Source organism: Vibrio sp. 10N.247.311.12 (assembly GCF_041467515.1).
GTDB lineage: Bacteria > Pseudomonadota > Gammaproteobacteria > Enterobacterales > Vibrionaceae > Vibrio > Vibrio crassostreae_C.
In genome coordinates, this window is sequence record NZ_JBFSUV010000002.1 from 45118 (window position 1) to 57759 (window position 12642).

At 45.0% G+C, this 12642-nt stretch carries 10 protein-coding genes; all 10 read left to right on the forward strand.

The window, feature by feature from the left end; all coding sequences use genetic code 11:
- Positions 1–7: 7 nt before the first annotated feature.
- The 10 genes from flgG (at position 8) to flaG (ending at position 12640) form a co-directional block, all read left to right on the forward strand.
- On the forward strand, positions 8–796 hold the full coding sequence (gene flgG, locus AB6E30_RS01385) for a flagellar basal-body rod protein FlgG (protein ID WP_017062259.1): 789 nt from the start codon (positions 8–10) through the stop codon (positions 794–796).
- Between the two features lie 88 nt (positions 797–884).
- Complete coding sequence (gene flgH, locus AB6E30_RS01390) at positions 885–1661, forward strand: flagellar basal body L-ring protein FlgH (RefSeq protein ID WP_017069006.1); 777 nt, start codon at positions 885–887, stop codon at positions 1659–1661.
- Between the two features lie 94 nt (positions 1662–1755).
- Entirely contained in the window at positions 1756–2847 is a 1092-nt protein-coding gene (locus AB6E30_RS01395; protein WP_017062257.1) for a flagellar basal body P-ring protein FlgI, read from the forward strand.
- A 10-nt stretch (positions 2848–2857) separates the two neighbouring features.
- Entirely contained in the window at positions 2858–3775 is a 918-nt protein-coding gene (gene flgJ / locus AB6E30_RS01400) for a flagellar assembly peptidoglycan hydrolase FlgJ (RefSeq protein ID WP_017064131.1), read from the forward strand.
- 220 nt (positions 3776–3995) lie between these two features.
- Positions 3996–5876, forward strand: a complete 1881-nt coding sequence (flgK, locus tag AB6E30_RS01405; RefSeq protein WP_017067655.1) for a flagellar hook-associated protein FlgK — start codon at positions 3996–3998, stop codon at positions 5874–5876.
- Positions 5877–5886: 10 nt separating this feature from the next.
- On the forward strand, positions 5887–7077 hold the full coding sequence (flgL, locus tag AB6E30_RS01410) for a flagellar hook-associated protein FlgL (protein WP_017064129.1): 1191 nt from the start codon (positions 5887–5889) through the stop codon (positions 7075–7077).
- A 418-nt stretch (positions 7078–7495) separates the two neighbouring features.
- The gene (locus AB6E30_RS01415) at positions 7496–8632 is read left to right on the forward strand and encodes a flagellin (RefSeq protein ID WP_017064128.1); all 1137 of its coding nucleotides are present in this window, start codon (positions 7496–7498) and stop codon (positions 8630–8632) included.
- Positions 8633–9280: 648 nt separating this feature from the next.
- A complete protein-coding gene (locus AB6E30_RS01420) occupies positions 9281–10414 on the forward strand; it encodes a flagellin (RefSeq protein WP_048616124.1) in 1134 nt (377 codons plus the stop codon).
- Positions 10415–11002: 588 nt separating this feature from the next.
- Positions 11003–12133, forward strand: a complete 1131-nt coding sequence (locus tag AB6E30_RS01425) for a flagellin (RefSeq protein ID WP_017066381.1) — start codon at positions 11003–11005, stop codon at positions 12131–12133.
- 81 nt (positions 12134–12214) lie between these two features.
- Positions 12215–12640, forward strand: coding sequence for a flagellar protein FlaG (gene flaG, locus AB6E30_RS01430; protein ID WP_017066380.1), 426 nt, complete (start codon positions 12215–12217; stop codon positions 12638–12640).
- Positions 12641–12642 lie beyond the last annotated feature (2 nt).

Consider the following 12642-nt stretch of genomic DNA (forward strand, 5'->3'; position numbering starts at 1 on the left):
CATTGCTATGCATCCAGCATTATGGGTAAGTAAAACGGGTTTAGACGCCCAACAAACCAATATCTCAACGATTTCGAACAACCTTGCCAACGCCTCGACCATTGGTTTTAAAAAGAGCCGCGCGGTATTTGAAGATCTGTTCTACCAGAATATTAATCAACCGGGTGGTCAATCGTCTCAGAATACTGAGCTGCCAAGTGGTTTGATGCTGGGTGCCGGTTCTAAGGTCGTCGCGACTCAAAAAGTGCACACTCACGGTAACGCACAAACGACATCTAACAGCCTAGACATGATGATTGAAGGCGACGGTTTCTTCCAAGTTGAAATGCCAGACGGTGAAACAGGTTACAGCCGCAATGGTCAGTTCACACTGAACGGTGAAGGCGCGATCGTAACGTCGGGCCAAGGTTATCCTCTACAACCAGAAATTGTGATTCCTGAAGACGCGATCTCGGTAACGGTTGGTAACGACGGTGAAGTATCGGTTCGTCTACGTGGCGAGCAAAACAACGTCGTGGTTGGTCAAATTACCATTACTGACTTTGTAAACCCAGGTGGTCTAGAGCCAGTAGGTCAAAACCTTTACTTGCCAACTGGCGCGAGTGGCGACCCACAAGAGGGTGTACCGGGTTTTGATGGCCTGGGTAACATCCGCCAATCGATGCTAGAAACATCGAACGTAAACGTAACCGAAGAGCTGGTAAACATGATTGAAGCTCAGCGTGTATACGAAATGAATTCGAAAGTTATCTCGTCAGTAGACAAGATGATGAGCTTTGTTAACCAACAGCTGTAATTGGTTTATTCGCCGTTTACTTTTTTAATTAATCTATCTGTTTTTGCTAATTGACCCATTTACCACTGCCTGCTGAGAGTATATCGCCATGAAACGTATTTTTTGTTTAGCCCTGTTAGCTTCGATGACTGGTTGTACAGTACTGGATCCAATTGAGACGCCAGCACAAGAGAACGCGACCACAGTGGTTGATGCGGTTGAAGGCGATAAGTCGGCAGAAGAAAGTTCAGGAATTATCGACACGCTTCGTGGGCGAACCGATCCAATTGCTGGTGACCCTGCATGGGCGCCAATCAACCCCAAGCAGAAGCCAGAGCATTATGCAGCGGCAACGGGCTCACTGTTTAATGTGAACCACATTGGCAGCATGTATGACGACTCAAAGCCTCGTGGTATTGGTGACATCATCACTGTAGCGCTAGATGAGAGTACTCGAGCGACCAAAAAAGCCAACGCAGACATGTCTAAGTCGAATGATGCATCGATGGAGCCGCTGGCTGTTGGTGGTCAAGAGCTGACGATCGATAAGTACAACTTCTCTTACGATCTGAGCAACACCAATACCTTCGCTGGTGATGCATCAGCCAACCAAAGTAACAGCATCAGCGGCTATATCACCGTAGAAGTGATCGAAGTATTAGCCAATGGCAACCTAGTGGTTCGTGGTGAGAAGTGGATGACACTGAACACCGGCGATGAGTACATCCGCCTAAGCGGTACCATCCGTCCAGACGATATTGACTTCGAAAATACCATTGCTTCAAACCGTGTTTCTAACGCACGAATTCAGTACTCAGGGACTGGCGTACAGAAAGATATGCAAGAGCCTGGATTCTTGGCACGATTCTTTAATGTATCTCTGTAGAGCTTGATAGGACGACGACATACTGACAGCCTCTATCACTCAGCCACATTTAGCTAAGCTATTATAAATTAAAGCAATACAGACAGGTTACTCAATGAAAAAACTGACACTCGTACTATTCGGCATGCTATTTCTTGCCACCAGTGCCCATGCTGCGCGAATCAAAGACGTGGCAAAAGTGGCGGGTGTTCGTAGTAACCAACTTGTCGGTTATGGTTTGGTCACGGGCTTGCCGGGTACTGGTGAGACAACTCCCTTTACCGATCAAACATTTAACGCAATGCTGCAAAATTTTGGCATCCAATTGCCGCCCGGCACTAAGCCAAAAACCAAAAACGTCGCGGCTGTTATTGTGACTGCTGAACTGCCAGCATTCTCTAAGCAAGGCCAAGAAGTTGACGTAACCGTTTCTTCTATCGGTTCAGCAAAAAGCCTTCGTGGTGGTACCTTGCTACAGACCTTCTTGAAAGGTCTAGACGGTCAAGTGTATGCGGTCGCGCAGGGTAACTTGGTGGTAAGTGGCTTTAGTGCACAAGGTAACGACGGTTCTAAGATTGTCGGTAACAACCCTAACGTTGGTATCATCTCTAGCGGTGCGACGGTTGAACAAGAGATCCCAACGCCATTCGGTCGTGGTGACTACATCACCTTCAACCTAATCCAATCAGATTTCACAACGGCTCAGCGTATGGCTGATGCGGTTAATAATTTCCTAGGCCCACAAATGGCTTCAGCGGTAGACGCAACTTCAGTAAAAGTTCGTGCACCGCGTGAAATCAGCCAGCGTGTAGCATTCTTGTCGGCTATCGAAAACATCGAGTTCGACCCTGCTGAAGGCTCTGCAAAAATCATCGTCAACTCTCGTACAGGTACGATTGTGGTTGGTAAGCACGTTCGCCTAAAAGCGGCGGCGGTCACCCACGGTGGTATGACGGTTGCAATTAAAGAAAATCTAAACGTAAGCCAACCGAATGCATTCTCTGGTGGCCAAACGGTAGTGGTCCCTGATTCTGATATCGAAATCACGGAAGGCGATGGTAAGATGTTCAAATTTGAACCTGGCCTAACGCTGGACGATTTGGTACGCGCAGTCAATGAAGTGGGCGCTGCACCTTCTGATTTAATGGCAATCCTTCAAGCACTGAAACAAGCGGGTGCGATTGAAGGCCAATTGATCATTATCTAAGGAATAAAGCATGATTAAGAATAACAATGACATCGGCTTTATTCACGATATCGGTAGCCTAGACCGCCTTCGTCAACAAGCGGTAAACGGTGAAGAAGGTAGCGAGAAAGAAGCATTAACCGCGGCGGCAAAACAGTTTGAATCGATTTTCACCTCGATGTTGTTTAAGTCAATGCGCGATGCTAACTCGAGCTTTAAGTCGGATATGTTGAACAGCCAGAACGAGCAGTTCTATCGTCAGATGCAAGATGACCAAATGGCGAGTGAGTTAAGCGCTTCAGGTTCATTAGGTCTTGCAGATATGATCGTGGCTCAACTAAGCGCTGGCCAAGCAAGCGATACGTCTGAAGAGAAGGTTCGCAGTGAAGGCTTTGATGCTTCATTGCAAAGACCGCAATATTCAGGCCGTTCGGAAGAGCGAGCGTCAGACGTTCAACCTGCGCAAGCAGCAAAACAGCCAGTATCCTTTGATTCTCCAGAATCGTTTGTGACCTCAATGAAGCCTTACGCGGAAAAAGCGGCAAGTGCGCTTGGTGTGGACTCGTCTCTTCTATTGGCACAAGCTGCCCTTGAAACGGGTTGGGGTTCTAAAATGGTTAAGAACTCTTTGGGCAACAGCAATAACTTATTTAACATCAAAGCAGATAGAAGTTGGAAGGGCGATAAGGTCGCGACTCAAACTCTTGAGTTCCATGGCAAAACCGCCGTTAAAGAGTCAGCTTCCTTCCGTTCTTACTCTAATTTCGAAGATAGCTTTAATGATTACGTGAAGTTCTTGAACGAAAATCCAAGATACGAAACGGCGCTACAGCATCAAGGCAATTCAGAGAATTTCATCAAAGGTATTCATCAGGCTGGTTACGCAACTGACCCTAACTATGCAGACAAGGTTTTACGAGTTAAAGCCAAGATTGATGAGATGAACTAGCGTCATAAATCAACATAGAGAGCTTGCTACTGGCAGGCTCTTTTCTTCTCCGCCCCTTCAGTTCTTACGCGTAGTCCATAGTTATCTCCTTACACTTCAATAAATTATCGTCTTTTAATTCCCTATTGTTTTTGTTGGCACATATATTGCAATTATCTTAGTAATATACGGTTGTAGTTAATCAGTTCATTCTGGTTTTGTTAAGTTTTTTGGGGGCATTATGGCGTCGGATCTTCTGAATGTAGGGGCACAAAGTGTTCTTACGGCTCAGAGACAGCTCAACACCACAGGTCATAACATTTCTAACGCTAACACAGAGGGCTATAGCCGCCAGTCTGTGATTCAAGGTGTGAATGACCCGCGCCAGTACGGTGGGCAATCCTACGGTATGGGGGTACATGTGGAAAATGTTCGCCGCTCTTGGGATCAGTTTGCCGTCAAAGAACTTAACTTATCGACAACCAATGCCGCCAACAAAGGCGATACCGAAGCCAACCTCGATATGTTGTCGAGCATGTTGTCGTCGGTCGCTTCAAAGAAGATTCCAGAAAACCTCAACGAATGGTTTGATTCCGTTAAGACTCTCGCCGATACCCCAAATGATGTGGGTGCGCGTAAGGTCGTGTTAGAGAAAGCAGGGCTTGTAACTAAAACCTTGAATGAATTTCATGAAACAGTTCGTCAACAGTCTGATTCTACGAATAAAAAATTAGATATGGGTATCGAGCGAGTTAACCAACTTGCGTACGAGATCCGCGATGTTCAGCGTTTAATGATGCGGACTCCTGGGCCTCATAATGACCTACGAGATCAGCACGAAAAGTTGATTAATGAGCTTTCTGGCTACACCAAAGTCACGGTGACACCACGCTCAAATGCCGAAGGATTTAACGTCCATATTGGTAATGGTCACACCTTGGTTTCTGGTAGTGAAGCGAGCCAACTGAAGATGGTTGATGGCTTGCCCGATGCGCATCAGCGTCGCCTAGCAATTGTTGAAGGTAAGTCTTTAAAACCGATCACCAGCAGTGATATCGACGGAAAAATCGGCGCCATGCTAGATATGCGTGACGAACATATCCCGGCAATCATGGATGAGCTTGGTCGTTTAGCGACCGCGTTTTCATATGAGGTCAATAGTCTTCAAGAACAAGGTTTGGATCTTAACGGCAACGTAGGTAAGGACTTGTTTACCGACGTGAACTCAGAGCTGGTGGCAAAATCTCGTGTCACGGCTAGCGGGCAATCGAAAGCCGATGTTGCGGTATACATTGATGATACTTCTGCCTTAAAAGGCGGTGAGTATGGCCTGAAATACGATGGCAGTGACTATGTCGTGACTAAGCCGAACGGTGAGACCGTTAAGATGGCGACCGACTCTAGCGGTAGTGCTTTTTATCTTGATGGCATGCGAGTGGAAGTACGTAACCCTCCTGAATTAGGAGAGAAACTGTTACTGCGTCCAACGCGTAATTTTGCTGCGCAGATTCATATGGAAACCAAAGACCCGAAAGACATTGCTGCGCAAAGTTATGAGGCATCGACCACGTTTGCCAAGGGTACAGCGGGATTTAAAATCCTAGAAGCAGGTCAACTGCGTGAGTTTGAAGTGATTGTCTCACCAAAAGGTGAGCAGTTTGCTGTGACGGATCCGAAGGGTAACATTTTAATGCAGCCTCAACCGTATCCGCCACAAGGGCCAGTGACCATCAACGGTACAACGTTTGAGCTCACACCCGGTGCGGTGGCAAATGATAAGTTTACGGCAAACCTTGTCCCATCAGAAGGTGACAACGGTAACCTGCGTAAGCTACAAGATCTTCAAACAGGAAAGCTGTTGAATGATGGTGAGTCTACGATTTTAGACCTTTACCACAACTTGAATACTAATACGGGCTTGAAGTCTTCAACGGCAAATCGCCTGAGTGATATTGCGACATTAGAAAAACAGTCGGCTCAAGAACGTATTGCTTCTATCTCGGGAGTAAACCTCGATGAAGAAGCGGCAAATATGATGAAATTTCAGCAAGCGTATATGGCTTCTTCACGTATCATGCAAGCAGCCAATGATACGTTTAACACTATTTTGGCTCTGAGATAGGAAGGTATAAATGTTGAATCGTATCTCTAGCTTCCATAATTATCAGTCAGTACAAAACGACTTGCGCCGTCAAGAGAACAAGGTGCATCACAACCAAGCACAACTTGCTTCGGGTAAGAAGTTACAGTCGCCAAGTGATGACCCATTAGCGACGCACTATTTACAGAACATTGGTCAGCAGTCAGAACAGCTTAAACAGTATGTCGATGCGATTACTCTAGTCAGAAACCGTCTTGAGCATCATGAAGTATTGGTTTCTAACACTGAAGGCTTTGCTGATGAAGCAAAACGAACCGTGATGGAAATGATCAACGGTGCGCTTTCTCCGGAAGACCGTTTAGCTAAGAAGCGTGAAATTCAAGAACTGGCGAATAACTTCCTGCATTTAGCCAACTCTCAAGATGAGTCGGGTAACTACACGTTTGCAGGCACTAAGCCGAAAAATCAGCCTTTCTTTCGAGATAACGAAGGGAATGTGACATATCAAGGTGATGACTACCAACGCAAGATGCGTGTGGCAAGCAGCTTTGAAATGGCAATGAATGATCCGGGCAGCAAGATGTTTATGGAAATAGACAACCCGTTCGGTGACTACGAACCTCAGTACGAGCTTGAACCTGCGTCTGAGTTATTGCTCGGGCGTGCGACCAACAGCGATGAAGATGGGTCTACTTATAAAGTGACGTTTGTCGACATGCAGACGGGCAATTTCGCTTATCAGCTTGAAAAAGACGGCGCAGTGGTTGCGGCAGAAGATTTTGATCCTTCGACAGGCATTGTTTATGAAGGGCTGAATATTCAAATCAAAGGCCAAATCACTAAAGGTGATTCGATCACCTTAGAACCACGAGAGACTTTCTCTATCTTTGATACGTTCAAAGAGGCTGCTGAGCAGGCTGAAAACCCGGTATCGGATGCATCAGCAACAGCGAAACTGCACCAAGTAACTGAAGAGTTCCACGCTGCGTTTATCCATTTGACCAAGGCAAGAACCGATGTTGGTGCACGCTTGAGTACTTTGGATATTCAAGAGCAACAACATGAAGATTTCAAGTTGTCTTTAGCAAAAGCAAAAAGCAACTTTGAAGACTTGGATTACTCGAAAGCGATCATTGAGTTCAATGAAAACTCTCGAGCACTACAAGCTTCTCAACAAGCGTTTGGCAAAACCAAAGACCTGACCTTGTTTAACTATATTTAATGATCAATCGGTATTTAATGGTGGCTTGTCGATCACCATGGCGTTGATTCCTTGCCGTATGTGCTATGCCATACGTGCGAATGACGCCACAGTTTGCCGCTTTTTTGTACGAAGCATGATGTTTCTAGAATAGCGGCAAAAAACGGCAATAAGGAAGGTGAATGTTTTTCATCTTCTAATAGTAGAAAATCATAATTGCGCAGTGTTGTTTGTAAGCTTCTGATTTTTAGATAATTAAAAAATTATTTATATGATATTAAACTTGGCATACAACTTGTATCTGTGTTGGTTATAAATGATTAATACAGATCTTAAACCTTGTATAGGGTTTATCGAGTAATACACGGTCAGTGCTTATCCATATGAGAGTAAAGCTGGCCGCTTCGCAGAAACTTTGCGAACTCATAAGGAGAGCAAAATGGCTATCAATGTAAGCACTAACGTATCTGCTATGACAGCACAGCGTTACCTGAATAAAGCATCTAATGACTTAGCGACTTCTATGGAGCGTTTGTCATCTGGTCACAAGATCAACAGCGCGAAAGATGATGCGGCAGGTCTGCAAATCTCGAACCGTCTAACCGCTCAGTCTCGTGGTCTTGATGTGGCAATGCGTAATGCCAACGACGGTATTTCGATTGCTCAAACAGCAGAAGGCGCGATGAACGAATCGACTAACGTACTACAACGTATGCGTGACCTAGCGATTCAATCATCAAACGGCACTAACTCGCCGGCAGAGCGTACTGCACTGAACGAAGAGTCAATGGCACTTCAAGATGAGCTTAACCGTATTGCGGAAACCACATCGTTTGGTGGTCGTCGTCTACTGAACGGTTCATTCGGTGAAGCTTCATTCCAGATCGGTTCTAACTCTGGTGAAGCAATGATCATGGCTCTGACAAGTATCCGTGCAGATGACTACCGTATGGGTGGTACTACGTTCGATTCAGAAAACGCGAAAGATAAGAACTGGGAAGTGCCGCCAACAGCGAGCGATCTTAAGTTCGAATTCAAAACCAAAGCGGGTGAAGACATCGTTTTAGATATCAATACCAAAGCGGGCGATGATATCGAAGAGCTTGCGACTTACATTAATGGTCAGTCTGATCTTGTGAACGCATCGGTTACTGATGATGGTCGCATTCAACTGTTCGTTGCTGAACCTGACCTTGACGGCCCAATGTCTATCTCTGGTGGTCTAGCGTCTGAGCTAGGTATTAAGAGTGAAGGCCGCGCAACCTCGGTTCAAGATGTTAGCTTAACCAGCGTTGCGGGTTCACAGAACGCGATCAGCGTGATTGATTCTGCAATGAAGTACGTGGATTCACAGCGTGCTGATTTGGGTGCAAAACAGAACCGTCTAAGCCACAGTATTAATAACTTGGCAAACGTACAAGAGAACGTAGACGCTTCAAACAGCCGAATCAAAGATACGGACTTTGCGAAAGAGACGACGCAAATGACCAAATCACAAATTCTGCAACAAGCAGGTACTTCAATACTTGCTCAAGCAAAACAGTTGCCTAACTCTGCAATGTCATTATTGCAATAGTTATTGGTTGAACTTGCTGCTCGTGTTCAGACGTGAGCCATGCAGCAAGGGAAACTGGCAAGCATACTTACTATTGAATGTTTAGCTCTCTCATCTCTCACCTGCTATCCATTTTTGCAGTAAGAATGCAACGGCAAGTCGGAAATGTGTTCATTTCTCGATGATCTCCACACAGGCTCTGACGCGCCAACTAGCCCCGGTTCTCTCAAAGGAAAAGGGGCTTTTTCCTTTCTGTATTTCTTGTTTTTGCTATTTATTTTCCTGTGAACTTTCTCGCACTACCTTTTCCAAATCTCTATTTGATGGTTCTTCTTCACGACAAATAATGTCATCTATTACACAAGATTTGCGTAAGTCAGAGATCTTTGGCGATTGATCATTTCTCGACCTTGAGCCATTTAGACGGCGGTTCGTACGCTTTCTGAACAGATTAAGATCTTTTTCCAATTGAAATCTATCGCTGTATTAGAAAATGATAAAAATTAAGTTGTTGATAAATATTAGATTAATATTTTTTTTGTGGTTTTTTGAAAGTTTTTCTAAAGCTTCTGATTTTCGCGCCGTTATTAAAAGTAACTTTGAGAGAACTACTTGGTTTTCCGAGACGTCGGAAACCGCTATACCGGAAAATCAATTGGAGAAATCACCATGGCAGTGAATGTAAATACAAACGTTTCAGCGATGACAGCGCAACGTTACCTAAACAACGCAAACAGCGCACAACAAACATCAATGGAGCGTCTAGCTTCTGGCTCAAAAATCAACAGCGCAAAAGATGACGCTGCGGGTCTACAAATCTCGAACCGTTTGAACGTTCAAAGTCGTGGTCTTGATGTTGCTGTACGTAACGCGAACGACGGTATCTCAATTGCACAAACAGCTGAAGGTGCAATGAATGAGACGACTAACATCCTGCAACGTATGCGTGATTTGTCTCTACAATCTTCAAACGGCTCAAACTCAAAATCTGAGCGTGTAGCGATTCAAGAAGAAGTAACAGCGCTGAACGACGAACTGAACCGTATCGCGGAAACGACGTCTTTTGGTGGCAACAAGTTGCTTAACGGTACTCACGGTACTAAATCATTCCAAATCGGTGCAGACAACGGTGAAGCGGTAATGCTTCAACTGAAAGACATGCGCTCTGATAACGCTCAGATGGGTGGTAAGAGCTACCAAACTGAGAACGCGAAAGATAAAGATTGGAACGTTCAAGCAGGCTCTAACGACCTAAAAATGTCGTTCACTGATAACTTCGGTCAAGCACAAGAAATCGACATCAGCGCAAAAGCGGGTGACGACATCGAAGAGCTAGCAACGTACATCAACGGTCAACAAGACTCTGTTAAAGCGTCTGTAACTGAAGACGGTAAGCTACAAATGTTTACTGGTAACAACAAGGTTGAAGGCGAAGTGGCATTCTCTGGCAGCCTGGCTGGCGAACTAGGCATGCAACCTGGCAAAGACGTAACGGTTGATACTATCGACGTAACATCAGTTGGCGGCGCACAAGAGTCTGTAGCTATTATCGATGCGGCACTTAAGTATGTAGATAGCCACCGTGCTGAGCTAGGTGCTTTCCAAAACCGTTTCGACCACGCTATCAGCAACTTAGACAACATTAACGAGAACGTTAACGCATCTAAGAGCCGTATTAAAGATACCGATTTCGCGAAAGAAACGACTCAGATGACTAAGTCTCAGATCCTTTCTCAAGCTTCAAGCTCGATTCTTGCTCAAGCGAAGCAAGCTCCGAACTCGGCACTTAGCCTACTAGGTTAATCGATTAAAAAGCCACGTTGACTATAAGCGTCAACGTTAGGCTTCCACAAATTAGCTCGTGGTGAGAGATGAGCGCTAAACAGACCCAGCTTCGGCTGGGTTTTTTATTGCCTGCAATTTGGAGAAGGGGGGAGTTTTGGTGTTGGTCGTTGATTGGAAAGCGAGATTCCCTATCACGCTCGCTCCTCACTGTAGGGAGTGACGGGAATTGGGAAATGATGGTTTCCTCGCTTACTACATCGAAGCAGTCTTTCGTCACCCCAGAATCGAGTAGAACGAGATATCAGGGATCTCTTCTGACTTTATATTCAACACTACGCTCATTAACTTAAATAATGGGGCAACTTTAGCGAATGTCGCCCTATTAATTGAAGCCCGATCACACTTTCCTTTGTTGTTGAAAAGAATATGAAAAAAAGCGCATTTTTTATTAAAGCTTCTAATTAAGGCGCCGTTAAAGGGATTGAGAGAAATGATATGTACCAATGTAAGGTGAGAGAGACACTGGTGCATAAACAAAATTGACATGTATTAGTGTGAGGTGAGAGTCACATAAGTACATTAAAAAATGCCTAAAGGAGATCAACTATGGCGATTAATGTAAGCACAAATGTGTCTGCAATGACGGCTCAGCGCTACCTAAATAGCGCGGCTGAAGGTACTCAAAAATCAATGGAGCGTTTGTCTTCTGGCTATAAAATCAATAGCGCAAAAGATGATGCTGCAGGCCTACAAATCTCTAACCGCTTAACGTCGCAAAGTCGTGGCCTAGATATGGCTGTGAAAAACGCGAATGACGGTATCTCTATTGCACAGACAGCTGAAGGTGCAATGAATGAGTCAACCAACATTCTGCAACGTATGCGTGACCTTTCTCTTCAATCTTCAAACGGTTCGAACAGCAAATCTGAACGTGTTGCGATCCAAGAAGAAGTCTCTGCTCTAAACACAGAACTTAACCGTATCGCTGAAACGACCTCTTTTGGTGGTAACAAGCTTCTGAACGGTACTTACGGCAGCCAATCTTTCCAAATCGGTGCTGACTCAGGTGAAGCAGTAATGCTATCTATGAGCAACATGCGTACTGACACTCAAGACATGGGTGGTAAGAGCTACGGCGTTACAGAAGGCAAAGATGCTTCTTGGCGTGTAGGTGCGGGTGCTGATTTAACAATCAAATACAACGATAAGTTTGGTGAAGCGCAAGAGCTATCTATCTCTGCTAAAGAAGGCAACGATATCGAAGAGCTAGCAACTTACATCAATGGTCAAAGCCAAGACGTTAAAGCGTCTGTGGGTGAAGGCGGTAAACTGCAACTTTTCGCTTCAAGCCAAAAAGTTGAAGGTGATGTTGAGTTTGGCGGCAGCCTTGCGGGCGAACTAGGTATCGGTGCTGGTAAAGACGTTACCGTTAACGATATCGACGTAACTTCTGTTGCAGGTGCAAACGAAGCAGTATCTATCATTGATGGTGCTCTAAAATCTGTTGATAGCCAACGTGCTTCTCTAGGTGCTTTCCAAAACCGTTTTGACCATGCAATCAGCAACTTAGACAACATCAACGAAAACGTTAATGCGTCTAAGAGCCGTATCAAAGATACCGATTACGCGAAAGAAACAACAGCTATGACGAAGTCTCAAATCCTACAACAGGCGAGTACTTCTATCCTAGCTCAAGCAAAACAGTCACCATCAGCAGCTCTAAGCTTATTGGGCTAAACTTACCTCGGTAAGTAGCGGTAAACTCTACTCTGGGTAGAGTTTTACTGTTTGGCTCATAAAGGAGGGAGGGAGAGTGTTATGGAAATATCATCCAACGCATCGAACATCCAGCCTTATGGCTCACCTAATGGCATTAAAATTGCAAGCGATGAAGGTAGTAGTGCGTCGAGTCTTTCGCGACTAAAAGAAGCAACATCTTATGACAAGGTAGAGAAATCGAAAGAGGAAGCTACCGAAGCGGCGATTCAATTAGCTCAACATAGACAAGAGTTAAATGATGAAGAGCGAGTCAAAATGGTGGAGAAGGTAAACGAGTTTATCTCCTCTCTCAATAAAGGTGTGGCTTTTAAGGTCGATGAAGAATCTGGGAGAGATGTGGTTACCATTTATGAGACCACAACCGGTGATATTATTCGCCAGATCCCTGATGAAGAAATGCTTGAAATTCTAAGACGCCTAGCAGCCCAAAACTCGAATAGTCGAATATTTGAGGTGAAGGTTTAAGT

Excerpts from the sequence above, each read along its gene's own strand:
- flgG (WP_017062259.1), top strand. The coding sequence starts at position 8 with ATGCATCCAGCATTATGGGTAAGTAAAACGGGTTTAGACGCCCAACAA.
- flgH (WP_017069006.1), top strand. The coding sequence starts at position 885 with ATGAAACGTATTTTTTGTTTAGCCCTGTTAGCTTCGATGACTGGTTGT.
- AB6E30_RS01395 (WP_017062257.1), top strand. The coding sequence starts at position 1,756 with ATGAAAAAACTGACACTCGTACTATTCGGCATGCTATTTCTTGCCACC.
- flgJ (WP_017064131.1), top strand. The coding sequence starts at position 2,858 with ATGATTAAGAATAACAATGACATCGGCTTTATTCACGATATCGGTAGC.
- flgK (WP_017067655.1), top strand. The coding sequence starts at position 3,996 with ATGGCGTCGGATCTTCTGAATGTAGGGGCACAAAGTGTTCTTACGGCT.
- flgL (WP_017064129.1), top strand. The coding sequence starts at position 5,887 with ATGTTGAATCGTATCTCTAGCTTCCATAATTATCAGTCAGTACAAAAC.
- AB6E30_RS01415 (WP_017064128.1), top strand. The coding sequence starts at position 7,496 with ATGGCTATCAATGTAAGCACTAACGTATCTGCTATGACAGCACAGCGT.
- AB6E30_RS01420 (WP_048616124.1), top strand. The coding sequence starts at position 9,281 with ATGGCAGTGAATGTAAATACAAACGTTTCAGCGATGACAGCGCAACGT.
- AB6E30_RS01425 (WP_017066381.1), top strand. The coding sequence starts at position 11,003 with ATGGCGATTAATGTAAGCACAAATGTGTCTGCAATGACGGCTCAGCGC.
- flaG (WP_017066380.1), top strand. The coding sequence starts at position 12,215 with ATGGAAATATCATCCAACGCATCGAACATCCAGCCTTATGGCTCACCT.